Here is a 25,218-nt window from a genome sequence, read left to right as displayed (position 1 = left end):
ATGGGAGATGAGCCACGGTGATGAACTGGGTATCCAAGAAAGTACAGCCTCTAATAAAACGTCAGCACTTCGCACCGCCCTTTCATGGTGTGGATTACCCGCTGACACATGGGCAACCCATCACAGAGGGTTTAGTGGCGAACAGACACCATATAAGGGTTACTCTGACGCTGAAGAAGAGGTGCTTGTTGCTCGGATTAGTGAGTTATTTTTCATCCTAGCCCCACAGCTCATTGCGGCAAAAAAACAAAACCTTGTCCTGCCTATCGAGCTGCCAGTCGTTATTGACTTAGGTGGCCACCAAGAAATCATTTCAATTAAAACGTCTCTCAAAGCCCAAACCCATGGGAAGAGTAAAACGGGCACATCCGTAAAATCTGCCGCTGCGTTTAACATGGCGATGGGGGCGGCTTATCACTTAATGTGCTTTTTTACCTCATTAAACGATGGCGACGTACAAAGCATCGCTCATCCAATCACGATTCATACTGATGAGCGGGATAAAAGCTTACAAGTGGTTAAGGTATCGAGCTTTAAGGCACGCGCAAATAAAGAGGTAGACGCTGTTCTTAGCAACCAAAGCTTCGATGTTGATAAACGCGATGGAGTTAAGTTTATTAAAACCCTTGAAACGCTTTCAGCACTCTACGGCGGTGGCGAAAAAGGCTCAGAGTTACTGTTTACGCTGAATAACCAAGGGGAGAAAAGTAGCACGTTCAATTTGATGGAAATAAATAAGCACCTGATGGTAGAGTTAAACGTACTCTCACCCACTCGTGCATCTTGCCTGCCATGGTTTAAGGAACTGTTTTACAGCTATCGAAACCAGCATATTATCGAGTTAAAAAAACAGACGAATACACTTGGCCGAACTGTCGTAAGCAAAGTCACTCGCCCGTGCTCAAAAACAAAATCCGTTCAGGGCGCAACAAATAGCGCCTACTGCATTTTATCGTGTTACACAGACTTACCCCTGAAGGGCATCTTACTGCCGCTGACTTATTCGGATAAAGACGCTGAGGGGAATATCAGTGTGTCGTTCAAATACCGCAATGGCGAGAGCCACCACTTCTCTGTTCCTGCTGCTGACAAGGCGTTAATCGAAGATATTGAACAATTCGCCACAGAGTTAGCCGATAAGCAACAATCTAAAAGAGCTGAGCGGTTGCTGCTCAAACGAGGTCATCAGAAGGAAGCCCCTAAAGACTGGGACGGAATAAGCCTTATCAGCGCTAATCTAATGACAACATGGTCAATTGAAACCAACGAATACTTCATATCGCTTCAATCAAGCCGCTGGCGAGAAATGACCAGTAACCAAGCGTACTCAGTGAGTGGCGCTGGCGGCGTTCAAAGCCTCCTGCAAAACCTTCTTCAAACCATTGATAAGCACTATGCAAATGGTGACCCAAGGCTCAACAGAGTCATCGTCTCACAGGCTCTACAAGTGATAGAGCTATTGGATGAAGACACGGGTTTAGAGCAAGCAAAAGAGATAGTGGCAGCCAAACTTGGCATCTCAATGCTGACGCATGATGAATGGAAAAAGAAGCAAGAGGAAGAAAGGGCAAAAACCAACCCCAATGGCATTCATTGCAATGGGCAACAAAACATTGCAGGTGGAAAAAACACCCAGCGTGAAACCAATAACGCCATGAAGCTACAACTATCTTGTGCTGAATACGACATGTGCCATAAATGCCAATCAGCCAAAGCCGTTGATGAGACTCAATCCATCTATAAACTTATCTCTTTTATTGATGTGCTGAAGGAGGCAGTAAACCTATACCCTAACGCGCAAGAGGAAGTCCATGAAAGAATCGCCGCTTTTGAGGTTACTCTCGATGGTGCCAGCAAGGATGTGTACGACGGTGCAATGGTATTATTTAACCAAAACGGGCGTCACCCTCGGGTATCTATGGATCACGCCATTTTAGCCCTACACCGTTAATTGGGAGCCAATCATGATAAAGTTACCTAAGTACAACATTGGCCAACAAGATGCCCTGTTAAGCGCACAAAATCACGTTGGAAGCTACACAAATTACTTGAAGGATGTGTTAGAACCTGCCATTAAATCGGGCGAGTGGGATGATTTTGAAGCGCTAGATATTGGTTTTAGCGTCACAGGTGAGTCACTGGGTAAAATTGGAGATAACAATGCTTGGCGTCAACTCCAATCGTTCTTTGAGCCTTATGCCACCAAAAAGGATACTCTAGATTTCTTTCTAAACGGAAAGGTGATGGAACGTAACCTAACAAACCAATTGAAGGCACTGGCATTGAGTATGATGTGGCTCTCGCCCAAAGATTATTCATTTATGAGCATTGCGCAAACTATCACTGGGTTAAAGAAAGTCGCCACCGCCCTACTGAATAAAGGCCACAATAGCTTTGAGTTATTAAGTTTTGAGCTGTTAGAGGCTTGGGTATTAGGTGATGTTACCGTTTTGGACTTCGAACGAGAACATACTTATGTAGCACTCAAGAAACTGTTCATAGAGGCAACACGACTACCGTTCAAGGTTAACCTGACCAAAGCGTTATCTGCCTCGGATTTTGGTTTAACCATTAACGAGCCAGTGCAGTACACGGTTATCCCGCAGCGGCTGTACTATTTGGGACTTCAACAATCAGAAGCATTAGTGAACGAGCTATACCCCATTCGTGACGAGCTGAGCAAACTATCTAATTACATAGCTGACTACAATGACAAAACCTACCAAGGGTATGCTAAATACCTTGTTAGCGATGAGGCACAGTTAAAAAATGACGGGCTTCGGTGGTATTTTTCTTCAGCAAATAAAGGTTCTAAGGAAAAGAATATAGCCTTTCAATCGGCTTTTCTCGCGCTCAATAACCCAACACAAGAATCAACCCTTGAACTACTCAACAAACACAAGCCTGCACTCCATTATGAATACGTCGACAAATTCCACCCTGAGCGAACATTGACGATTGGCAACAGGAAGATAACCGGACTTAGAGAGGCGCAATCATTATTTAAACAACTCAATGGTGGCTGCCTCTGGGCATTAATGTCCCGCACAGGTATGCGCGCTGATGAAACCTTTCACCTACATACCGCAAATGGGTGCACAACAGAAACCATATCAGGGCAAACCATTTACGTTATTCATGCAGACCTCTCAAAAACCGCCAAAGGCTCTCAGTCAAAGCAGGATGAGTTTGTCACCACAGAGGTCGGCAAAAAGGCTTACGAGATCCTGCAAGCGCTTCATTCGCCACTTAGACAGCGTCACCCCGATAGCCAAGCATTTTTCCACAAGACAAAAGAGGGCTGCGGTGCTACCAACAAAGATAACCTTACTAGACATACAAAGAAGTGGTTTGAAGGCGCACTAGGAAAGAAGCTAGCGCTAACCAATGACGATGTCATCGATTTGAAGATTTCCGACCCTAACCTTTCGTTTAATGTGGGGGATGACTATAACTTCTCAGGACATCAGCTGCGTCGCTCGTTTGCCTACTATCTTATCGGCTTCGAGCTTTGTGCGTTCCCCCAACTCAAGCAGCAGTTCAGCCATGTATCGATGGCGATGACACGCCATTACGCTAAGAATGCCAGTAAGTTCCAAAAAATCAGAAAGCAAAAACAAAGCTTGGCTCACGCCATTGATGAAGAAAGGATTGATCAAAAAGCGCAGGTGTACCTCAACATCTACAAGAAGCTAGCAAACAAAGAGCGTGTCGCTGGCGGCAAGGGCAAAGAGTTTGCCAAAAACATTATCAAGGCTGAGCGTAACCTTTTTAAAGATAAGGTCGATAACGACATGCTCTCGCTCAACTATTGGAAAAATCAAATCCGAGATCAAAAGCGCCACATCCACGCTGTCGCCCCTGGCGTTTACTGCACTTCAACAGGTTGTAGCCTACGTACACAAGTCAACCTATTAGAATGTGTAGACTGTAAGAACGACTATATTGTCGATGCCGTGTTTGCCGAAGCTAAGCGCAAGGAAGCCGAAATTCATATGCTATGGGACATTGAGCATGATGAATTAACGCCTCAAACAGCGTCAGAAGTGTATGTCAAAATCACGGCGGCTGAACGCATTATGAAAGACTTAGATATCAGCTATGAACCCGTTGTAATACCACAAGAAGTTCAAGACATGCTGATACCCTGCGGAGTGACTGCGTAATGACACAAACAACCAAGAATAAGCTCATAAATGCCCTAGAGCGACTGTTAGAGGGTAAGCCTGAAAACCGAGAGCTAAAGAAGAAAGCCCGAGAAGGTAAGCTAAAAATCAACAATAGTACCGTCGAGAAAGAAGCTGGACTTTCTGTTGGGGCATTGCGCAGGCACAAAGATGTTAAGGATATGGTGGAGAATAAGTCACTGGAATTTCGTGTAGCACAAGATGATTCAAGCCAGTCACCTATTGATGTTTTACAGGCGGAAGTGAAACAGCTAAAGCTCGACAAGACTCAAGCTAATAAGAAAAAAAAGGAGTACCTCGACATCGCTAGAAGCCATGAACAAGCACTAGCCAAACAAGCAGCAAGCCACATAAAAATGGTTAAGGAACTCATGGAGATGTTGCATGAAAGTGAGCGAGAGAAGGCAATGGATAAGGTCATCAAAGCAAGGCCAGACAACCTTATCAAAGGCGATTTTAGATAAAAGTATCCTGTTTAGTGTAATCACTAGACAGGACACTGAATTAACGTTAAAAATGTATACTCTAACGTAATATAAATGCACTAAATAGGACATAGCGAACAAAGCTACGCCACATACCATTAATTGAGAAAGTAAGGACAAAACCAATGGCAATCGAAGCCGGACAAACAGCACCAGATTTTACTTTAAATGACCAAGACAATAACCCAGTGAAGCTATCTGAGCTTCAAGGAAAGAAGGTCCTGCTCTACTTCTACCCACGAGCTTCAACACCAGGCTGCACAGTTCAGGCTCAAGGGTTGCGTGACACTAAAGCTGAGTTAGATGCTCACAACGTTGTTGTGTTAGGTCTAAGCCCCGACACCCCGAAAAAACTGACGAACTTTATCAACAAGCAAGAGCTGAACTTCACTCTGCTAGCCGATGAAGAGCACGAAGTGTGTGAGAAGTACGGTGTCTGGCAACTCAAAAAGTTCATGGGCCGTGAAAACATGGGCGTTGTAAGAACAAGCTTTCTGATTGATGAGTTTGGTAACCTTGAGCATGTGTTTAACAAGTTCAAAACCAAAGACCACCATGAAGTTGTATTGAACTACCTAAACAGCAAATAACCGTCCATGAGCAATTAACTCTTCAACTTGGGGGCAGGCATGATTGGCTACATTCGAATATCAGATCCACAAAGAGCCGATGGCGAATCACAAAGAGAAGCTATCAAGGCGTATGCCGCTAAACGTGGCATACAAATATCGGATTGGATAGAAGAACATGTGTCTGCCACCAAGACTGAACTTAGTGAGCGGAAGTTATCTTCCCTCATTACCTCTCAACAAAGCATCATTGTATCGGATATCACTCGGCTGGGTCGCCACAAGGTTATGGAGTTGGTCGGCGCTATCGGCCAGATAGCCTCATACGGTGAGCTGCATTTAGCATACAACGACATCATAATTAACTCTGAGAACGTTGATAATGCTGAAATCATTTTTACAGTTATTGGGCAGTCTTTTGCCAGCGCTGTAGAGGCTCAGAAACGATCTGAACGAGCCAAAGCAGGTCACGCTAAACGAAAGGCCAAAGGGCTATCATCTGGTCGTCAGAAGGGACAGAAGGTTAAGTCCAGGCTTGATGAGCATACGGCGTTTATATTGAACCTCCTCGACACCAAGGCCTCCAAAGCTGAAATCCTAAGAAAACTAAACGAACGCGGTGTTTCGATTACTAGAAGTAGATTTTATTCTTGGTTAGAAGACCGTGGACTTCATAATAAGAAGGCTGAATTCCAGACCGATATGTTCCAAACATAAAGCTAACTAACTTCAAGCCCCGCTAATCACTAACTCGTTTTTGGACAGAAATCATTTAGAGTACTCTGTCTACGTCGACTAATATTGATTAGAAAAAGTATCCGAAATTATCAAAGATCTATAATTAGTTTCACCCTCTTTATCTACAAAACGAGCGGTGAACGGTAGCCGAAGAGTACAGGGCAAGATCACGAAGCTTTACCTTGTGCTAAGTTTTTTATCTTATACTTCTTTTTGATAACAAACCAAGTCAACCATGTCTAAGCTCAATTTATTCAAGTACTTTGTAGCCTTCATTGCATTTTGACCTTATAACTCTTTATTAAAAACGACGTATACTCCCTCAAAAGTAGCAACCAACTCATCCGCACAAAATAGATTGCAGGCTATTTGAACACGACCTTTTCCCTTGCGTTGAAACGCACGATGAAACCGAGACCACGCCGTAAGGTTGTCATATTTACATACTGCTGTTACATCTTTGCTGGCGGGTTTCAAGTATCGAATGCTATTTTTTTGAATAACAATTTGATGTTTTTTACCCTCCAGCTGGGCATAAACTAAAGACCAACCTGCCAAAATACCAACAACAGACAAGCTGCCGCCAAACACCGTATTCATGTGGTTTGTATTCATTCTCAATGGTGCAGTAATCTCGATATTTTTGCTGCTACAAGTATTCACACCGATACCGAGAGACTTTGATACTGGTATATGATGATGAAGGTAGACTTCAAGCTCTCTATGTTTCATATAGACCGTTGCCTTTTTTAGACCGCCAAAATATTGCAAAAGTCCGTTTTAGAGGGATGCAGGAATTACATTTTAGCTAATTCAGTTAATACTTGCTTATACGTATCCACTGATTGGGCTCCAGAAATAGCGCTCTCGCGATTGAATACAACTGTTGGAACACCTGATATACCCGCTTGTTTCCATTTCTGTTCCAGCGACTGGACATGACTTCGCATATTATCGTCATCTAGGCATTGCATTGCTTCGTCAACATTAATACCAAGACTTTGCAACTCTTGCTCGAGGGTACTCTTGCTGGATATATCTTTTTGCTCGCTATAAAACGAAGCAAATAACCGGTTTTTAAGCTCGGTTTGCTTGCCTACACTTTTTGCATGCTCCAGAAGAATATGAGCATCAAGGGTATTTACAGCTTTTAGCCCGTCAAAGTAGTCGAATTTAAACCCAACGTCTTCTCCAAGCTCTGTCATCTCTTTTCTGAAACGAATGCTATCTTCTAATGTAGTACCGTACTTCCTTTTAAGGTGGGCACGTAGGTCTTCACCTTCAAGCGGCATATCTGGATTTAACTGAAAAGGTTGCCACTCAATCTCAATGCGATCTTCTATCCCAAGCTCTTTTATCGCGGTATTTAAACGCTTATAACCGATAATACACCAAGGACAAATCACATCTGACACTATATCCAATTTGATTTTCTTATTCATATTTAACTCTTTTTTATCAAGCGTTTAGCTTCAATTTTATTTCATTAAATAACACTAAGCTGAATCCAAATTGTTTATTATTCGGTATCCTGCTCATTTTCACCGTAGAGAGTTGCGGTTCTATATTTTTTGCTCACAAAGCTGAATTGTTGGAACGGTATTAGTGAAGTTCGGTACATCAGCTTTTATCTTCTCTGCATTTGGGCCAAATGCCGTTTGAAATGACTCTATAGATTCAAATGAAATTGTACTAATCGCCACATATGCCGCTGCTTCACCAGGAACAACACTTGTTAGCCCTGCATCTACTGTCGCCCCTTTTAGTGCGTCTCCCAGAAGCTCTCCTATCATAGGAACATGTTTGTTGCAGTAGTAATCAAAATCAAAAATCACATCATCGTTATTTGGGTATATTACGTATACTTTAATCATTGCTTTTTCCCTTTTTCTTTCACTAAAGTTTTAAACTGTTGGGGGTTACATTTTGTTCTTGGGCATTGCTTTTCCAATCATTGATTCACCCATTATTGCCTGCTTTTGGTGGGAGATGATCCCAGAAAGAATAGCGGTCATTCGATTACGTTTACCTGGAACCACAACTGCTTTTCTACCCAAACCATTGATAGCTATTTCTGCTACTTCCGCAGGATCTTTTGCAACCATAGGTAGTTTTGACCAGTCAACACCATTATCAGCAGTCATCGGTGTAGTTGTTAACCCAGGAGAAAGAACCGTTACATCAATACCTTTGGGTTTAAGTTCGCCATGAAGAGATGCACCTAGCTGAAGAACATAGGCTTTGGTACCTGCATAATTTGAAAAATATGGGGAAACCATATGACCAGAAAGACTTGATACCATTAAAATACCGCCTCTTTTTCTTTCGATCATCGCTGGTGTAAAGTGGTGAGTCAGTTGCAATACAGAGGTAACGTTAAGCTGTATCATCTTCAACTCTTGCTCTAGAGATGATTTAGCAAACGAACCATTAACTTCAATACCAGCGGCTAGTACAAGTAGCCCAATACTTTTGTCAATTTGCTTAACTTTTTCGACGCCTTCTGACGTACTTAAGTCAGCAGAAACTGTCATTGCTTTAATTCCGTAGCGTTCCGTAAGCAACGTAGCTTGCTCTTCAAGCTCTTTTTCTCGACGAGCGACCAAAACAACGTTCAATCCTTTTGCCGCAATCTGGCTTGCCATTTCTGCGCCAATGCCTGATGTTGCCCCTGTGATAAGTGCCCAATCACCATATTTTTCTTTAAAGCTGATACCCATAATTCGTTACCTTTCTCTGTGTTTAGTTGATGGGGTAACTATATGGAATTTGGAGGTACAGAGCTCTCCATAAAAGTTCAAAAATTGCTCACATTAGTTCAAACGAGCCAACCTGAATAGAAAGGTTAAAATGCGGTGGTGTCAAGTTAAACGAAATTGAGAAGGGGATAGGCCTGTTTGTCCTTTAAAGGCACGGTTAAACGTGGAAACCGACTCGAAACCCGTTTCAAAAACGATGTCGGAGATACGTAAGCTATTATCTTTCAGTAACACTTTAGCTTTGTTGATTTTTAATTTGCTAATGTATTTTATTGGGGGTTCTGAATACACCTCTTTAAACTTACGTTTAAAAGTAGAAACACTCATATGACACAGTGCTGCCAACTCATCCACACTCAGATCCGCATACAGATTACTTTGGATAATATCTTCAAATTTGGCAAAGTTAGGTTTAAACATAGAAGCAAGAAAATCGAGTTCAGAAGGTGCGCCGGTTCTTTTCGCCATAAGAATGACAAATTCACGTAGTTTGCTCTCGATAAGCAAATCATCCGCCAACTCTGGAGAATCCAGCAATATACTGATGCTATCACGATAGTGCTCTAGCAATTTGTCCACTTCAACCTGCAAAATATTATAATCGACCCTGTATTTTGACTGGCTAATATCAAAGTTAAACAGTGACTGAAATATTTCAGGATAGAGAAGGATACCAATCGCTTCACCTGCACCTTCATCATTATGATAGCTAGTGTTTTCATAAAAGTAGTTAGTGCATTTTGCCAGTATTCCGCAGTTTTTGTTCAATGAAGCAGATTCTGTCTGTTCCCTGACGTTAAAATCGCCATTTGTGACAAACGCAAAACACGCTTCACTGTCTACAAATACGCGCGGCATACGTTTGAAACTGGGTATATCTTGTTTTTGAAAAACAATACGTCCATTATATTTTATTGTTTTCATTTAAAGGCACCATTCAATAGTATTGCGATAAGGATAAAGCAGTCTACCTGCTCGATTAACTAATTGGCTCAACTAGAATCGTGTTGCTACGGTGCTGCATTCATAATCATTAGACATCTAAAACTCGACAACAAAACTAAAGCTCGAGAATAGCCTACGCATAATCTATTTTTCAAATGTACTCAATACAAGCATGAATACGTGTATAGATCGAGCGAGAGATTCATGTGGTCTTTGCCCTCTTGATTGAACTTTGAGTCCTTGACGAAACGTAAGGAAATAGTCGGTCAAATGCTCCGCATCTATACCATCAATAAGTCGTTCTGTTTTCTCATATTGAGTAAAAAATGCCAGTGTTGCAATACGACCTTGTTCAAACTTCTTAATAACATACTCATAGAGGGCTGGTTCGTTTGATTTTAATTCAACAATACTGTTTGTAATTAAGCAGCCGTAAGTGAGTAGATCATTCTCTGGATTTAAGAACTCACTATCAAATAAATATTGAAGATTCTCTGATATTAATTTATCTGAGTCGAGTTTCCTGAGTACCACAGACATGTGATGCTCAACATAGAAATCTACTATACATTTAAACACGGTTTCTTTGTTGCCAAACGCGTTGTAAATACTGGTTTTAGTTAATCCTGTAACGGTCGATAATTGATCCACCTTAGTCGACGCATAACCATGCTGCCAAAAATATTTGGCCATAACTCCAAGCACTTCTATCTCGTCAAACTGTCTTTTCTTTGCCATTTATCTATACAACTACATAAAATTCTTATTGACACCTATTGTACTAGTTAGTACATTAATTGCAAATGTACTAACTGGTACAATTAAACAAAACAATGAGGAACAAACGATGTTTTCAGCTATAGCACTATCACTACTTGGATTTGCCTCAACGGTGATTGGAAGTTTGCATTACTTTCTAAAAGTAAAAAAGAACAAGCCTCCCAAAAATCCTATCATCCTTATGCTAGCACTTGCGGCAGGTGTCCTTTTGGGGCTAGGTGCAATTATCAGTGGGATTATAAATATGCATTGGAGCTTTGTTTTCGTTGTCTTAATGTCCAGCTTTTCCATATTTCTTGGTGGTAAATTCATTTGGGTATTCAGTCAAAAAGATACTCCTCTAGGTGATATTAAAGTTGTAATTGGAGATAAGTTCCCACAATTCGAATCAACAACATATGACAACGAGATTTATTCGGCTGATGACATAAAAAATCAACGCGTTCTACTCAAGTTTTACCGAGGTGCTTGGTGTCCATACTGTAGTGCTGAATTAAAAATGTTTAACGATATGAAACCGACCCTAGATCGATATGGCGTTAAGGTCGTTGCGTTGTCGGGAGATACGGCAGAACAAGCAAAAATGCACATCGAACGAGATAGTTTAGATTTTCTTCTTTTGTCAGACCCAGAACTCAAAGTAGTTAAACAATACGGCGTTGAACACCACAAGGCTTTAGGGGCTGACTCGTCTAAAACAAAAACAGTATTAGGGCTGCCATTTCCTACTTCATTTGAATACAAATCAATGTCTATCCCAACATCGGTCTTAATTGATGAACATGGTGTCATCCAATGGATAGATCAGTCTGAAGACTATCGACTAAGAGCAAGCGAAGAACGATTAACTCAAGCCTTACGTAACGCTTTCACCATTAATAAATAATAAACCGAGAGAATTATTATGTTTAACTACCACAATATTGAAACAGCACCAGAAGCTTCAAAGCAAATGATGGAGCAATCTAAAAAATCACTTGGTTTAATTCCAAATTTACATAAAGTGCTAGCAGATGCTCCCGCAACTTATCAAGCTTATTTGAAGACTTATGAGTTATTCACGCAAAGTACACTATTCAGTCCACTCGAAGCTCAAGTGGTTCTGATGACCTCAAACTTTGAAAACAACTGTCACTATTGCGTTCCTGGTCATACGTGGATCATGAAATCAGCTAATATGCCAGAAAGCATTATTGAAGCACTACGGGAAGGAAATGAGTTACCTGATGTCAAACTACAAGCGTTGCATGTCTTTACTAAAGAGCTACTAGATAATCGTGGTCATATAGGTGATGAAAAGTTGCAGAACTTTCTAACGGTAGGATACACTGAGCGGCATGCACTTGAAGTGTTGACAGGCTTAGCTTGCAAACTCATTTCAAATTTCACCAATGCATTATCTCATACACCAGTTGATGCCCCATTAAAGGCTTTTGACTGGACTCACCCTTCAGAGAGGTAAGATCAATCTGAAGAGAGTATCTACTGATACTCTCTTTTAATGGCCGTGTATTTTCATAAGTATATGTGTTGTGGATTAGTAAATTTGGCCACATAGTCAGAACTCTAGGCATAAAGAAAAGTAAGTCAAATTACGAATCTTTAGTATAGCCTCATTCCTGCTCTAGCTTGTTATGGGGCATAAACGCGTTAAGCCCCTAACCCACTTCTGGACATTTCCAATGTTAGGAATGTAAGTAATACTAAAAACTTACAAATAATTTTTCTATATCAAGAGTGTGTTCAACTAAATGTTAGTGGCCAAATTCACTAAGCCACTACAATCCGATTCTTAAGTTTCTAGACCGTCCGTATAATCACCGCAATTCACTTAGCCCCAAAGCTATAGCTTCTTGCCGAAATCGCCCTAAAATATTAACGGTTTTGTCATACGAGCTTGTTAAAAAATGTTCTTCAACGGTTTCACTCTTTCCGTTAAAGGTTGAATGATCAATGAATTTATCATTCTCACAGAATTTGAGTTCTAATGAAGGGCTAGCCTTGCTTTCCTTAGCAAATGTTACCTCTGAAGAAGCTTCATTATTAGCATCTTTTTCATCACAATCTTTCATCTTTTCAAACTGAACGACATCAGCTTCAATAGGTACATCTTGCTTAACTCTATAAGCATATTCCAACAGCTTTGGTTCAGCAGGCATATACATAATAGCCTCTTGATTCGGGGAACTTGTCATTCTAAGTATTCGACCTAAAATTTGTCTATAATGCATTTCTGTTTTGATATTTGTTAGGTGGCAGCAAACCTGTAATCGAGGGATATTAGTTCCTTCACTAATCATGCCTACCGAAATAATCCATTTAGTTTTTGCATGTCTAAATTGTTGAATAATATTACTAGGATCATTTTCTTTGTACGTAACAACAACGGCATCTATGTTAAAATAGCCTTTCATTAATCTTGAAATCTGTTTTGCATGCTCAATGGATGAAGCGACGATTAATCCTGCTGCATCGGAGTTTTTCGCTCTTATTGATGTTAGTTTTTTTTGTGCTGAAGATACGATGTACTTAATGACCTTTTCGTTTTCAATAACTTCCTGATACGAAATGATTGACTCAGACAGTAAAGACTTAAAGCTCGTAAAGGTTTTAGTTTCATCGTCATCAATAACTGAAATGTTATTATTATCCACAGCTATTATCTGCGGAATTCGGCAAACACCATCCTGAATAGCCTCAGCAAGCCCATAAACGTAGTCACATGAAATTTTATAGCTTGGGTGTATATAGTTAGAAAGAACGATAGGAGCAGCGTCTGAGCGCCAAGGGGTTCCTGTTAGTGCTAGTGTGTATTTAGCTCTACCTTTGATGTTTAATATTATTTGTTCTCCCCATGCATTTGCATTCTCAATATTTGATCCTGCGCAGTGGTGGATCTCATCAAAGATTGCAAATACTCGATATCGAGAAAATAGCGCCCAAAATTTTGCATCGAGATGCTGTAAGTTTTGGTATGTCATAGATTGCCCTTTAGCACCCAACAAACCATCAAATCGTTCATTAATTCTCAATTGTAAACTTTGACTGAAGTCTTGAGATACGATGGAGGAAGGTGAAAAACAAATGACTAAATCAATCAGGTCGTTTTTCAATAATTGGTCGGCTAATTCAGATGCCATCAAGGTTTTACCTGCGCCAGGTGTTGCTAGGGCTAAAAAGTGGCAGTTGCCATTCAAGTATTGCTTTAATGCTTTATTGATACAACTCATTTGCCATTGTCTTAATTTCATATTTTCTCTAATGGTTTTAATTGCTTAAGTAGGCCTTCAATGGCTCTAATTTTCCCTAGGATTTTAGTGTTATTGTCTCTGGCTATGTTGTATTGCGGTTGTATTTCATCAACTAATTCAGGGCATTCTGAATAAAGCTCCTTGTATGCTTCTGACTCTCCTAAATTCAATAACAATTCAGCTTTATAGTGATTCAACTTGCTAAGTAATTGCTCTTGCTTACCATCAGGCTTCTTAAGTGATTTTATTGATTCAGACTTAACTTTTAAGGCTATTGCTTCAACGTCAAAACCAACTGTCTTTTTAAAACGAGTTAACCCTTTTTGTTTCGGTATTATTTTTTTAAGCCAGCCTTTTTTCACCAGCTTTAAAAGTTCGGCATATATTTTTCTTCGAACAATCGAAGGGTCTAAAGAGATATCTCCTTTCAATGCGAAATAGGCTGAACGGACATCATTGGTGGTGAAGTTGTCAAAGTTTTTCACCAGAATAATTTGAGCAACAATAGGGTCCAGTTTCAAAGTAAATCCTGATTCAATTAAATATAATAATGGGTATTATAGGGCGTGGTGCTTTAGCGCTCAACATGAAAATCTAATCATTTTACCTAAGGGAAAACTAGGGTGAGTGATTTAGTTAAACAGTTTGGTGATATGTTGCGCCTAAAGCGCAAAGACGCAGGTTATTCTCAAGAAGGTTTTGCCGCCTTTGTAGGTATTGAAAGAGGCAATTACGGCAAGATGGAGCGAGGCTTAGTTAATATAAAATTAGAAACCTTGTACAAATTGGCTAATGCGTTAAATTGCGAATTTGAAGAGATCATGCCGCCAAGAATAAAGTATAAAATTAATTTAGATTAGTCTAAAACATTCTAGTATCACATTCGTGATTCTTTAACCGCGACGTATACGACCTCTTGTCAATTGTGGCCTACGCAAAAGAAACCCACACGCGTAAAGAGCGCGTAGCAACAGGCAGTACAGGCAGTACAGGCAGTACAGGCAGTACAGGCAGTACAGGCATATCAAGTTTTGCTAAACCACTACAGTTACACGACAAGGATTTTATAGGAGCTTAGCGGGTCGGTGGCATCTTATTGAACGTGATACCACCCCTTCTAGCGTAAACATTTCACTGCTCGTTATTAGGGCAGGATCATAATCAGTATTAGCTGACAGCAGCAGTTGATTATGAGTATCAATAATTTTGCAAACAAATTCACCGTTATAACACCCGACGATCACATCGTTATTTTTAACGGTTAACTGCCTATCAACCACAAGAATATCGCCATCAAAGATGCCGACTCCATGCATCGAGTCGCCCTTAGCTTGACCTATAAACGTAGCGCTTGGGTGCTCTATTAGTAAATCATCAAGGCATAAGGGTGATTGCTTATATTCTGCGGCCGGGCTTTCAAAGCCTGTAATACCAGCACTTGCGTATATAGGAATAATCTTCATAACCAACACCACTGTACTTATATACAGTTATGGTAGTTAATTCTATTATTTTTGCAAGACTTTCTGAGTTCCATCTTGGAAGTATCGCTGCACTAGCTCTTTTCGCAGAATGGTAATTTTTTTATCAGCACTAATGCCCACTTTATCATTAGGCAATATCACGATTTCAATATCATCTAATAGATTGCCATGGGCATCATGCACCCCAGAGAGCACAACTGATTCATCTTTCAGGCGGGTTAAATACAACATAAAACATTCCTTGTTTTTAATATGTCGATAAAGTGTAGACCATTTTTATGAATTGCGAATAGAATAGATAAAGCCTAACGCTATAAATAATAAGGATGTTTAATGGGTCAAAGTGATAGTAAAAATACAAATATTGAATCCTACATCCATGAAGTTCTGTTATTAATTACTATTCAATCTCTGAATTTCTGCCCAAACGATATGCGTTTTGTTTCAAAAAAGATAAGACAGGCATAACTTCTAAGTTGAACGAGGCCCTTTCACATTAACGTTTCTAAAGCCAAAGCTTTATTAGGCCTACTTACTTTTTAAGTGCTAAATTGATTTGTGAGGTATAAATATGTTACGCCCCTAGCCCATTTATGGACATAAATAATTTAGACCTCTGACATGTTTCTGGACATTTTCGTGTTAGGACTTTGGGTAATCATGGCATTTCAGATTACCCAAAGTATGGATAAGCTCTAAACCTGTGGCCAATTTCAATTGGCCACTACAGTGTCCTTTGTTTAACGGCCTTGCTATATTTTTACTTGTTTATGCGTAGTTGACTGTTTACCCAAAACGCCTTTCATAGAAGGCGATACTGGCGTATCAACAGCAAACTCTCCAAACTCTGAGCAAAACTGTTTCCATTGGCGTGATAATAAACCTTTACCTCTGAAAAATGGATGAAACCAAACCCAGCATAATACCCATGTACCACTTACATTTTGAAATGCAGCTCCACCAATACAACGTGTGGGCATTTCAGAGTGCTCTTCTGTGCAAATATCCATTGCGCTTTCAGTAAATAAAAAGCCTACCGTATCACTGCTGTGGTTATTAGCATCGTATTGAACATAATCGTAGTGCATCTCTTTTTTAAAATAAGTTGCAAACTGTTCAAGAGCTTGCTTTTGCGAAATCTCACTTGCATCAGTTACTTTACGTAACCCACAAGCACTTAAACAAGTATCAAATACAGGCAATGATATTGTGTACTTATCGGACATTGAACTCTCCAAAAAAATATAACGCCCTAATAATGGGCAAAAATTGTTGGCTAAAATGTTGAGGAACGAAAACAGCCAACTGTTTTTTGTCCTTATTTATTAGCTTGTTATGTTGCAATGCCACAAGGGTAACCAATTTCTGAAATGTCCTTTTCTAGCTGTTTTAATGATACTTCAGAGTTTACTTCTTTAACCAATTCATCGGTTAAAGGTAAATGGTTATAAATCTTTGCAATAGTTGCAACATCCAGATCTACTTCATAGTACTCTTGAGCAAACACCCTATATGTTTCAGGGTTACAGTCAAAGATTTCTAAAAGATACTCTGAGCCATCAGGATCTTCGTCATCTGCAAATTCAAAGTCACCTTTACCCCAAAAGTTTGCCGAGTGAAGTTTCCAAATACAGAATGAAATATTATCCATAGAGAAAGCGGGTTCTTTAGAAGCAGCGATGAATTCAGAAGGTAATCCTTTTAATAAATCTGGCCATGGAACTTGCCCATCAGTACTCCAAGATGACATTGCTGATTCATGGTCAAAACCTTTAACAAAGCAGCCATTTTGATTGAAAAGTACAGAGAAGTCATCACCACAACCATTTCTCATCGAACCCATTTGTTCATTAACGTCCCAATTTGAGTTGAAGGAATAAAAACGTTCATCCCATTCAGGAGACATAATTGCATCTAGCATTGCGAGTGATTGGAGTAGCTTTTTTAACTCCAACACTTCTGGCATTGAGTTTAAATTTTTAGTTGATATAGCATCCAATGCTGGAGACTCCTTTGCAACATAACGCCGCATTAAGCGGACTAAAATTGTGGGTTATACTGTGAAGCGAAGCGGAACGTAACCCCCTGTTTTAGTTCAGTTAAAATGCCTTGCTAGGTTACTTTACCACTAGATCTTTCGGTTCAAGTCCTAATTCTGTTAATAGTTTTCTAATTTCAATAATTATTTGGTCTTTTTTAGATGGCCACTTTTTTTGGAGAACAGCTAAAGTGCGTTTAATCTCCTCACCATCATATGCATTACCACTTTTAATTGATTGCTCTTGTTTTTCAATCTCTTCTTTTAATCTATCTATTTCAGAGTTTAGTAGCTTCGATATAGCGATTAAGCTACCTCGATAATCGTCCCTTGTGCTCACAATCGCTCTCGCATCCACCAACAAATCATCTGATTTCCCAGGGGTTGCGTTATATATCATTTCACCTAATCGTTCAGTATAAAGTGACGGTGCGGATTCCGTTTTCTTTACATAAACCCTATTCGCGGTTTCGATTCCAATCTCAATTCCTCGCTTTTCTGCAAAAAAATCTGTTATAAAGAAAACTGCAACTCCTGTCAAAACACCTGAAATTATGCCAATTAGAATATTATCTATATATTTTTTAACCCGACTCTGTTCAGTCATATCACTCTCCTTGTAATCTAACGCCCAGCTCAGCGGGCAATTGGAGCGCAGCGGAAATTGTTCCGCTGCAGCTGTTTGTTATGTTTAAAATGGCAGGTCATCTGGTTCATCTAGCTTGCTTACCGTTGCCTCAACAGAGGCAGCGAGAGCTTCAACTTTTCCCAAGAGTTCCAATACGGACTCTATTGAAACCTCAATTGCTTCCCCGTCCTTGTTGTATCCTGCTCGATGAACACAATCATGACGCTTCATGACATCTTTGAATAACCACGATATATCACCAAAATCATGACCAAGAACATCCTTAAACATAGGCTTTACTTTCTTTAGATCATGAAATATTAGATCTTTGAGATAAGTAGCCACCGTGACCTTTAAACTTGATTGCTTTTCAAAAATCTCTTTAAGAGTAAATGTCCGTTTTGAGAATTCGGGGTCTGTTTCAACGAGTTTTCGTATCAACTCTTCAGAATTTGTAACTTTATGAATAAATGTTCCTGCCAAATAACCTTCAATTGCTGATACAACGTGACCATGTAGCATGACCCATAGGCTAAACAGGGTGTCAGGAGGAACTTCTACTTCTAGTAATGTTCTGACACTCTTCAAATGGTTTTGCAGAATTTCAAGATGAGTTTTACTATCGATATACCAGTAAAGCTCATCAGCTTCATCTTCTGGGTAATACGGCATCCCGTAATTTACATCCACATGCCCATAATCAATTGATGCCATCGCACTATAAAAAGTGTTAGTAACTTGAACCGTATATTCTTTATCGCAAGAAGGGCAAAGCACCTCCTGCCAAGAGTCGGTTTGGCTATCCTTATTCTTTTCGGCGGAAAAGTCAGGGTCTTGTACATAGACTATATCTTCTACATGCTCACCACATTCGCACGCAAACGAGATATCCATCTGTAAACTCATAACTCTCCTTTAAACATAACGCTTGCAACAGCAGCAAATTAAGAGCCTAAGCGAATAATTTGTCTGTCTGCTTGCTCTTGTTAAGCATCGCTACGTACGACTGCACTCATTAATTGTCTCAATAAAAGAAAATCGTCCGGTGCAATAACATCCATCATTCCTGTTTCAGGATCCACAAAGTATTGAGCTACTCGTTCATGATTGAAAGTACTTACATCCAAAGGGTGCTCTGCAAATGGGTTGTGTAAGATATGTAATCCATCTGCAATATCTTCTGCATAATCGGCTTTCATAGAATTACGCATCTCTGGGAAGATACTGTCATCAACAGGTAAATGACTAGTATGATAGACGGTTTGAGCACTTGGATTATCTGCCAAAGCACGAATTTTACCCCAAGTAGCTAAAGAACTATAAATTACAGCGCTAACATCTTTGAATTCATCCGTGGTGAAAAGACCTAATGGTATTGTGGCATTTTCATTTTTTATCACAGCATCAACTGGATATTTAATTAATTCATTAGCACCAGTTGCAATCGTTGTTTCCTCATCAACATATAGTCCATATAAGACTGCGACAATTGCTCTATTTACAGCATAGTGTGAATAAGGACGATCAAAAGATGCCAAACCAATAACATAGGGTTTATCTTTTACATGTTCTAGTTTGGAGTAACTAGTTCGATATTTTTTTATTTTGGACGAAAGGCTATTAGATATTCGAATTGCTGATTGTTGATTGAAAGTAGCAAAATCCGTTGGCGCAAATTTTTGAGAATGACCTGCAGGTGCTTCTCCGCCTTGGGGTGGTGCTGCAATTGTTGCTTCTAGTACAATAGGCCTGTCTAATTCAGTTACAAAATCTGGAGCATACTGAGAAAAGTCCGTATTAGCGCCAAGTTCATTTAAAAATGCATTAAGATATAACTCCCACATAGACGATTCGAAAGTAGTCTGAAGTTCATACACAAACTTTCCATCTCTATCTTCAAAACCTTTAGCCCATGAGTTTAAAACTTCTCGTTCAGGTCCGTATTGTTTCTGAAGCATCATTTTAAATATTGGATGTAACTTTTCATCCTCTGCTATAGGTGTAAATAAATCCATCATAACCCCACGATGTTGATGCGCTGCTTAACGGCCCAATTAACAGGCAAAAAATAGTTGGTTAAAATAAGCGACGAAGGAGCAAAAACCAACTGTTTTTTGTACTTGTTTAATTTCTTGTTAGGCAGCTATTGCACACAGTTTCAATTTCATGGGCTGAACAGATAATGCTGAACCTTCACGAAGAGCTTCTAATGCACCGTAAGGCTCAAAGCCATAGGCTTCATATAACTTTACTGCATTTTTATTAATGGTTGTTACCGCTAATGAAACATAATCTAAATTAAGTTCATTTGACCACGCTATGATGTTTTTAAGCAATAAACCACCTACACCTTGACCACGAACATTAGGAGAAACCCACATTTGATAAATATGAGCGGTTTTATCTTGAGGATTATGAAGTAATCCCCAAGCTAGACCAACTGCAAGCCCATTAAGCTCTGCAACAAGTGGTAGAGCAAATTTAACCATATTATCTAGGTCAAGACGAGAAACCCATTCCTCACGTGAAAATGAAAACTCTTTTTCATAACTACTACCAAAAGAGTTCGGAGAGTCCTGAAGAGAAAGAAGACGAAGCTCTCTGTATGTTGACCAATCATCTTTATTTAAGGCTCTAATGTTGAAACTACTCACCTAGCTTTCCTTTGCTGCCTAACGCCTCATTCAGAGGCAAAAAATAGTTGGTTAAAATAAGCGACGCAGGAGCAAAAACCAACTGTTTTTTGTCCTTTGGAATGACTTGATACTCATTGAGCCCCCTCCCTAGCAAGCCGCAACAGCGGTATGCTTAAGGTGACCAAACCAACAGGAGAAAGCTCAATGAGATTTTATAATAACTCACATCCATACTACTGTGGTATCGATTTACATGCACGTTTACTTTATGTATGCATCATTGATTCTAAAGGGGAAGTTGTCGTCCATAAAAAGATTGGCGCTGACAAAGATGACTTACTACTCATACTTGAACCCTATATCGGCAATGTCATTGTCGGGGTTGAGTGCATGCATTGTTGGTATTGGGTGTCAGACTGGTGTGCTGAACTGGGTATCGATTTTGTGTTAGGCCATGCGCTTTATATGAAGGCGATTCATGGCGGCAAAACTAAAAATGATAAAGTCGATTCCTTTAAAATTGCGACATTGCTTCGTGGTGGTAACTTCCCCATAGCCTACGATTACCCCAGTGAAATGCGCGCTGCACGTGATCTGTTACGCCGTCGTATGAAGATTGTCCGTCACGGCGCTATGCTCAAAGGTCATGTTGTTAACACCAACAGCCAATACAACTTACCTGCCACTGACCTAAACCTTAAAAACATCTCAGCAAGACAAAAACTGCGGGAGCAATATCAAGACCCTATTGTGCAACGTAATATCGATTTAGACATGGCACTCCTTGATTGCTATGCCAAGGAACTCGCGCAGGTCGAATGGTTCATTGAAAAACAGGCAAAAAACCATAATCCCGTCTATCTAGAACTGCTTAAAACCGTGCCTGGTATTGGTAAGGTTTTATCGCTGACAATTCTATATGAAATCGGTGATATAGCCCGATTTGAATCGGTACAAAAATTTGCCTCATACTCTCGTTTAGTAAAGTGCAAAGCTGAATCAGCCGGAAAAACCTACGGCACGAATGGCAATAAAATCGGTAATGCTCATTTAAAGTGGGCATTCTCTGAAGCAGCGGTGCTTTACCTACGTGGCAATGACAAAGCCCGTAACTACCTTAATCAATTACAAAAACGAATGAGTAAAGCCAAAGCATTATCGGCACTCGCTCATAAGCTTGGTCGCTGTGTTTATTTCATGTTGAAGAACAAAACGGTATTTGATGAGCAACGATTCTTGAAAGGATAAGTCGCGCAATAAGGTGAGCTGAACATCTAACTAGATACTCTTGAAAAGAGAAGCGAGCATGACCGTGAATGATGTGGCTAATGAAGCAATGACTTCACACCATCATCACTATGCCAAATGCTATTTAAGCTACATCGCCTTGATTAGACGCCTTATTGGCGCGCATTAATAAGTACAATTACCAAAGTCGTTTACACCTTAAATGAGCCTGAAACTAACTGTGCACAAAGCACCTCTGACTTGAATAGTGCCATCTTAGGGTTAACCGATAAATGTCTAGTGCCCCTGATATTTCAAAGGATTGAAAAGCGTCAGGCAGCGATAAGATCGCACTAAGAGAGCCTCTATATGTGTTTGCTGTAAACGATGATTTGACAGCTAAATGACAGACGAAGTAGATGAATTTGTTGATTGATTTTTATTTGACTGCAAAAGCAGTCAAATAAGTTAGGCTCGCCTATTGACTGGCGGAAGGCTCATATGTGTTAGATGCTATTACGCATGCTTATATTCTAATAATTCACGTAGCGCTTTTGGCAAAAAACTTCTTGCTTTGGATGTTATTATTAATTCATTTTTTTGCCAAAGAACTCCTAAATAGATAACGAACAAACCAAGCAGTGTTAAAGTTATAGGGAATAACCAGCTATCCTTAAAGATATCGGAGGCTAAATGACCTATATAACCAGAACAACCTATTGCACCAAATATAACAAATACTCTTCTGACAATTAGAACTCCAGTAAAAATCATAAATAGATTGATCGTAAAATAGATAAACTTCGATAATTCGCTATCAGAGTGTTGGAGAGACATTCCTCCCCAAAATGCAATTACGCCAAAGAGATATATCCAAAATGAATAATCAGCTTTATTGTGAGATCTAATATCAACCCAAAAAGCTAAAGCGATCATGAGTAGTCCAGAGTACATAGAAACTATTTTTCTGAGTTCCCAGCTATAATCTCCACCATTAATCATGACTGCAACATCCATAGTTAAATACCAAAGAGTTACTGCAATTGGCATAATTAAGAACGGATATTTATATTTCCAAGCAATAATAACTCCTACTGCTAGCGTACTTAATTCCATATAAAGCCAATGCCATTTGATATATCGATGGTATTCACGGTAAACACTGTCATCTGGCCAAACGCCTAAAGCATGCTGTAACCCATAAACCGCTAGTGGTGTTAATGCTATAACAAAAGTTCCACATATTCCTGCGGGGATAGCTAACTCTTTAGACTTAAAAATATTAGTAAGTTTCAAACCAACCGAACCATAAAACAAGGAGATAAAAACAATACCTACTCCACCGAACGACTCCCATCCTAAGTTCATAAAAAGAGTCATTGCTCCGATGGCAATCATTCCTCCGATGTAATAAAGAACGTGTGTAAAATCAAACTTAGGTGCTGTATTTGGTTGCTTGTTTAAAAATTCGATTAATTTTTCAGACTGCTCAAATGAAAGAATATTTTCATTTACAGCGGCTTCAAGGTTTTTCTTAGTAACGTTCAATCAAGACTCCTTTCTATGATGAGCATCTAACGCCGCATTAAGTGGTGAGCAACGCAGACCACTGAACTTAAAGCATTGTGCCGTAAACACTAAATTCAAAGCAAACCAAAAATGCCGAGCGTTGGGAATCCGTCTTAAATGCTTTGTTATGAAACAGTTACAGCAACTTTGACAGTTGCATTAGCAATTCAACTAAGACTTCTGACAACCGATCCAACTCTGGTAGATTGGGGAATATTTCAGTCAAGTAACTATGTGCGGTTCCAACTAAATCTGATTCATTCAACCAGCGTTCAAGCCCGTCGCTGACTAGTTCTTGGTTAGACTCAATAAAATCCTGTATATCGGTTTTTTCGCGCTTATCAAGTTCTTTTGTAGCTTCAACAACATTAGTGAACTTCTCCAAGACCGTGACTTTTAGTTGCTCATAATCCACTCCGTTCGTTGTCACCATAAATGGTTCCGGCTTTTTACCTGCTTCAGTAACAACTTCGAAGCCCTCTACCGACTTCCTATAGTACTCTTCTGCCAATGTAGCCTCCTTGTTTCATAACAGCTTATTCAATAGCAGCACAATAATGTTCCAGGCTGCTCAATTCAAACTTCAAAGATACCATCGCTAAGTTATTGTTGTAAATCGAATATTTTTGCGAATACGTAAATAATGCTCAAAATACTGCCGGAAAAACAATGCGTCTTTGTTTACGAGGTCTATACAACACTTTAAAAAATTTCGCAGTAGACTGATATGTATGGGTTTTCTAGAATGTTACAAAATTATCGATGCGTAAAAAGCTCATTTTACGCATCCTTTGGCGTCAGAATTATCTCAATTTGAAGAAAATCAGTTATACCTGTATAGGCAACCAGTCATTTGGACGACAAGTAAGGCGGTCATAATCGATTAGAAAAAGTGTAGTGGTATAGCGAATTTGGCCACTCTATTGAAGGTGATATTAGATTATTGTGGGTAAATACAAATGACTAAACCTCGAGAGATATCCATTTCAAACACATTTCGGGGCATAAGTGAGTTTCAAACTTTATTGTCGTGGTGATTGATTACTCCCGAATTCAAAATTCGTAGTACTCCTAGAAAACAAACAACTTGATTCTGTAACTTTTTCAAGATAACTTATAGGAAATTATATGTGCTGAATATATATGCGCTAGCCTCATTTAAAGGGTTTAGTAACGAAAGTTATATGTTGTTTTTTATCCTCTAAAGACCGAAGGTATAAAGGCTCTGATTCAGATTCATTAAAATGATGGCTTAGCCCAGCGGTGTTATCTAGATGGCTAATTAGATGCTTAATGACCTCTTTATACTTTTCAGGCACTCGCATTACCGTTGTTTTTTCATATTTAGTTTTTCTACCAGCACCTTGACGATATCCCCCATGCTTTTTCTCTTCTGACATCTTTATTCACCTCTTATTTTTAAGTGTAGACTTACCCTACTTGATTAAGTTACAAAATCAAGGCGCAATATTGTAACTCTCCCTTAAAATCCTAATAATTTAAGGGAGGCTTACAGGCCTGATAAATGTTCTTACCCAAATTTGCAGACTGCTCTTCCGTATGACAATCAGCTATGAACCATTGCACCGCCTAAACTTTTTATGACAGTTCACAACTCTAAAAAGCGTCAAAAACAGCCCTGTTTACAAAAAAATATGACAACTGATATAATTAGGATTCAAAAGGAAAATTTATTAATCTAACTCACTGTTAAGTATAGGCTTCATTGATATTTGTCAATTTTTATGTCTCAAATTATTTCCAAGGGTGATATCCTATGGGTAAAATCTACGATGGCATCCATCGTTTAAGTTTCTTAATTGGTCAAGACGGTAAAGTGGCGCACGTGTTTGATAAATTTAAAACTAAAAATCATCACGAAGTTGTCTTATCAGTTATCGCTGAACACTAATCACAGAATA

General features: G+C 39.5%; 28 protein-coding genes and 1 pseudogene. 10 read left to right on the top strand and 19 right to left on the bottom strand.

Annotated features, from left to right (window positions below):
- Window positions 1-7: 7 nt before the first annotated feature.
- From AB4153_RS14945 to AB4153_RS14925, 5 genes are all read left to right on the top strand, one after another.
- Window positions 8-1,951, top strand: a complete 1,944-nt coding sequence (locus AB4153_RS14945; protein WP_303462463.1) for a hypothetical protein — start codon at window positions 8-10, stop codon at window positions 1,949-1,951.
- 13 nt (window positions 1,952-1,964) lie between these two features.
- Window positions 1,965-4,166 (top strand): tyrosine-type recombinase/integrase, encoded by a 2,202-nt coding sequence (locus tag AB4153_RS14940; RefSeq protein ID WP_102437152.1) that lies wholly within the window; start codon window positions 1,965-1,967, stop codon window positions 4,164-4,166.
- On the top strand, window positions 4,166-4,651 hold the full coding sequence (locus AB4153_RS14935; RefSeq protein WP_102437150.1) for a bacterioferritin comigratory protein: 486 nt from the start codon (window positions 4,166-4,168) through the stop codon (window positions 4,649-4,651). Before AB4153_RS14940 ends, AB4153_RS14935 begins: the two co-directional genes overlap by 1 nt.
- Before the next feature lie 146 nt (window positions 4,652-4,797).
- Window positions 4,798-5,262, top strand: a complete 465-nt coding sequence (gene bcp, locus AB4153_RS14930) for a thioredoxin-dependent thiol peroxidase (protein WP_102437148.1) — start codon at window positions 4,798-4,800, stop codon at window positions 5,260-5,262.
- Between the two features lie 39 nt (window positions 5,263-5,301).
- Window positions 5,302-5,958, top strand: a complete 657-nt coding sequence (locus AB4153_RS14925; protein WP_102437146.1) for a recombinase family protein — start codon at window positions 5,302-5,304, stop codon at window positions 5,956-5,958.
- Between the two features lie 309 nt (window positions 5,959-6,267).
- Here the strand turns inward: AB4153_RS14925 and AB4153_RS14920 are convergent, their stop codons facing one another.
- The 6 genes from AB4153_RS14920 to AB4153_RS14895 form a co-directional block, all read right to left on the bottom strand.
- The gene (locus AB4153_RS14920) at window positions 6,268-6,711 is read right to left on the bottom strand and encodes a YiiD C-terminal domain-containing protein (protein ID WP_082419996.1); all 444 of its coding nucleotides are present in this window, start codon (window positions 6,709-6,711) and stop codon (window positions 6,268-6,270) included.
- Window positions 6,712-6,776: 65 nt separating this feature from the next.
- Entirely contained in the window at window positions 6,777-7,421 is a 645-nt protein-coding gene (locus AB4153_RS14915) for a DsbA family oxidoreductase (protein ID WP_055024797.1), read from the bottom strand.
- 120 nt (window positions 7,422-7,541) lie between these two features.
- A complete protein-coding gene (locus AB4153_RS14910; RefSeq protein WP_055024798.1) occupies window positions 7,542-7,853 on the bottom strand; it encodes an EthD family reductase in 312 nt (103 codons plus the stop codon).
- Between the two features lie 45 nt (window positions 7,854-7,898).
- Window positions 7,899-8,699 (bottom strand): SDR family oxidoreductase, encoded by an 801-nt coding sequence (locus tag AB4153_RS14905; protein ID WP_055024799.1) that lies wholly within the window; start codon window positions 8,697-8,699, stop codon window positions 7,899-7,901.
- A 141-nt stretch (window positions 8,700-8,840) separates the two neighbouring features.
- Window positions 8,841-9,662 carry an AraC family transcriptional regulator gene (locus tag AB4153_RS14900; RefSeq protein WP_198589623.1) on the bottom strand — a complete coding sequence of 274 codons (822 nt, stop codon included), beginning with the start codon at window positions 9,660-9,662 and terminating at the stop codon, window positions 8,841-8,843.
- 165 nt (window positions 9,663-9,827) lie between these two features.
- The gene (locus tag AB4153_RS14895; RefSeq protein ID WP_055024800.1) at window positions 9,828-10,421 is read right to left on the bottom strand and encodes a TetR/AcrR family transcriptional regulator; all 594 of its coding nucleotides are present in this window, start codon (window positions 10,419-10,421) and stop codon (window positions 9,828-9,830) included.
- A gap of 109 nt (window positions 10,422-10,530) precedes the next feature.
- Here AB4153_RS14895 and AB4153_RS14890 point away from each other — a divergent pair, with 109 nt between their 5' ends.
- Window positions 10,531-11,349: a peroxiredoxin family protein gene (locus tag AB4153_RS14890; RefSeq protein WP_055024801.1), complete on the top strand. Its 819-nt coding sequence runs from the start codon at window positions 10,531-10,533 to the stop codon at window positions 11,347-11,349.
- An 18-nt stretch (window positions 11,350-11,367) separates the two neighbouring features.
- The gene (locus tag AB4153_RS14885; RefSeq protein WP_055024802.1) at window positions 11,368-11,925 is read left to right on the top strand and encodes a carboxymuconolactone decarboxylase family protein; all 558 of its coding nucleotides are present in this window, start codon (window positions 11,368-11,370) and stop codon (window positions 11,923-11,925) included.
- Between the two features lie 355 nt (window positions 11,926-12,280).
- On the opposite strand, the gene AB4153_RS14880 is transcribed toward AB4153_RS14885, so the two are convergent.
- Both AB4153_RS14880 and AB4153_RS14875 read right to left on the bottom strand, forming a co-directional pair.
- Window positions 12,281-13,714 carry a DEAD/DEAH box helicase gene (locus AB4153_RS14880; RefSeq protein ID WP_102437144.1) on the bottom strand — a complete coding sequence of 478 codons (1,434 nt, stop codon included), beginning with the start codon at window positions 13,712-13,714 and terminating at the stop codon, window positions 12,281-12,283.
- Complete coding sequence (locus tag AB4153_RS14875) at window positions 13,711-14,235, bottom strand: hypothetical protein (RefSeq protein WP_102437142.1); 525 nt, start codon at window positions 14,233-14,235, stop codon at window positions 13,711-13,713. Before AB4153_RS14875 ends, AB4153_RS14880 begins: the two co-directional genes overlap by 4 nt.
- A 102-nt stretch (window positions 14,236-14,337) precedes the next feature.
- Here AB4153_RS14875 and AB4153_RS14870 point away from each other — a divergent pair, with 102 nt between their 5' ends.
- On the top strand, window positions 14,338-14,574 hold the full coding sequence (locus AB4153_RS14870; RefSeq protein ID WP_102437140.1) for a helix-turn-helix domain-containing protein: 237 nt from the start codon (window positions 14,338-14,340) through the stop codon (window positions 14,572-14,574).
- Between the two features lie 204 nt (window positions 14,575-14,778).
- Here AB4153_RS14870 and AB4153_RS14865 read toward each other — a convergent pair whose 3' ends face one another.
- The 8 genes from AB4153_RS14865 to AB4153_RS14830 form a co-directional block, all read right to left on the bottom strand.
- The gene (locus tag AB4153_RS14865) at window positions 14,779-15,177 is read right to left on the bottom strand and encodes a LexA family transcriptional regulator (protein ID WP_102437138.1); all 399 of its coding nucleotides are present in this window, start codon (window positions 15,175-15,177) and stop codon (window positions 14,779-14,781) included.
- A gap of 45 nt (window positions 15,178-15,222) precedes the next feature.
- Window positions 15,223-15,429, bottom strand: coding sequence for a carbon storage regulator (locus AB4153_RS14860; RefSeq protein ID WP_102437136.1), 207 nt, complete (start codon window positions 15,427-15,429; stop codon window positions 15,223-15,225).
- A gap of 521 nt (window positions 15,430-15,950) precedes the next feature.
- The gene (locus AB4153_RS14855; protein WP_102437132.1) at window positions 15,951-16,424 is read right to left on the bottom strand and encodes a hypothetical protein; all 474 of its coding nucleotides are present in this window, start codon (window positions 16,422-16,424) and stop codon (window positions 15,951-15,953) included.
- 107 nt (window positions 16,425-16,531) lie between these two features.
- Window positions 16,532-17,197, bottom strand: a complete 666-nt coding sequence (locus AB4153_RS14850; protein WP_102437130.1) for a hypothetical protein — start codon at window positions 17,195-17,197, stop codon at window positions 16,532-16,534.
- A gap of 118 nt (window positions 17,198-17,315) precedes the next feature.
- Entirely contained in the window at window positions 17,316-17,843 is a 528-nt protein-coding gene (locus tag AB4153_RS14845; protein ID WP_102437128.1) for a hypothetical protein, read from the bottom strand.
- Between the two features lie 84 nt (window positions 17,844-17,927).
- Window positions 17,928-18,770, bottom strand: a complete 843-nt coding sequence (locus tag AB4153_RS14840; protein ID WP_102437126.1) for a hypothetical protein — start codon at window positions 18,768-18,770, stop codon at window positions 17,928-17,930.
- Between the two features lie 80 nt (window positions 18,771-18,850).
- The gene (locus tag AB4153_RS14835; RefSeq protein ID WP_102437124.1) at window positions 18,851-19,879 is read right to left on the bottom strand and encodes a glycosaminoglycan attachment site; all 1,029 of its coding nucleotides are present in this window, start codon (window positions 19,877-19,879) and stop codon (window positions 18,851-18,853) included.
- Window positions 19,880-19,999: 120 nt separating this feature from the next.
- Window positions 20,000-20,518: a GNAT family N-acetyltransferase gene (locus AB4153_RS14830; protein WP_102437122.1), complete on the bottom strand. Its 519-nt coding sequence runs from the start codon at window positions 20,516-20,518 to the stop codon at window positions 20,000-20,002.
- Window positions 20,519-20,704: 186 nt separating this feature from the next.
- On the opposite strand from AB4153_RS14830, the gene AB4153_RS14825 reads away from it, so the two are divergent.
- The gene (locus tag AB4153_RS14825; protein ID WP_102437120.1) at window positions 20,705-21,748 is read left to right on the top strand and encodes an IS110 family transposase; all 1,044 of its coding nucleotides are present in this window, start codon (window positions 20,705-20,707) and stop codon (window positions 21,746-21,748) included.
- Between the two features lie 495 nt (window positions 21,749-22,243).
- Here the strand turns inward: AB4153_RS14825 and AB4153_RS14820 are convergent, their stop codons facing one another.
- From AB4153_RS14820 to AB4153_RS14810, 3 genes are all read right to left on the bottom strand, one after another.
- Window positions 22,244-23,275, bottom strand: a complete 1,032-nt coding sequence (locus AB4153_RS14820) for a DUF2157 domain-containing protein (RefSeq protein ID WP_102437118.1) — start codon at window positions 23,273-23,275, stop codon at window positions 22,244-22,246.
- A gap of 157 nt (window positions 23,276-23,432) precedes the next feature.
- A complete protein-coding gene (locus tag AB4153_RS14815) occupies window positions 23,433-23,807 on the bottom strand; it encodes a hypothetical protein (RefSeq protein WP_102437116.1) in 375 nt (124 codons plus the stop codon).
- A gap of 643 nt (window positions 23,808-24,450) precedes the next feature.
- Window positions 24,451-24,696 carry a hypothetical protein gene (locus AB4153_RS14810; RefSeq protein ID WP_102437785.1) on the bottom strand — a complete coding sequence of 82 codons (246 nt, stop codon included), beginning with the start codon at window positions 24,694-24,696 and terminating at the stop codon, window positions 24,451-24,453.
- A 377-nt stretch (window positions 24,697-25,073) separates the two neighbouring features.
- Between AB4153_RS14810 and AB4153_RS14805 the strand changes: the two are divergent.
- Window positions 25,074-25,208, top strand: a pseudogene (locus tag AB4153_RS14805) (thioredoxin-dependent thiol peroxidase); the annotation flags it as partial.
- Window positions 25,209-25,218 lie beyond the last annotated feature (10 nt).

This window comes from Shewanella sp. 10N.286.52.E4, from assembly GCF_041468785.1.
GTDB lineage: Bacteria > Pseudomonadota > Gammaproteobacteria > Enterobacterales > Shewanellaceae > Shewanella > Shewanella electrodiphila.
Note: the sequence above shows the minus strand (reverse complement) of the source record. Positions and strands in the feature narration are given on the sequence as shown.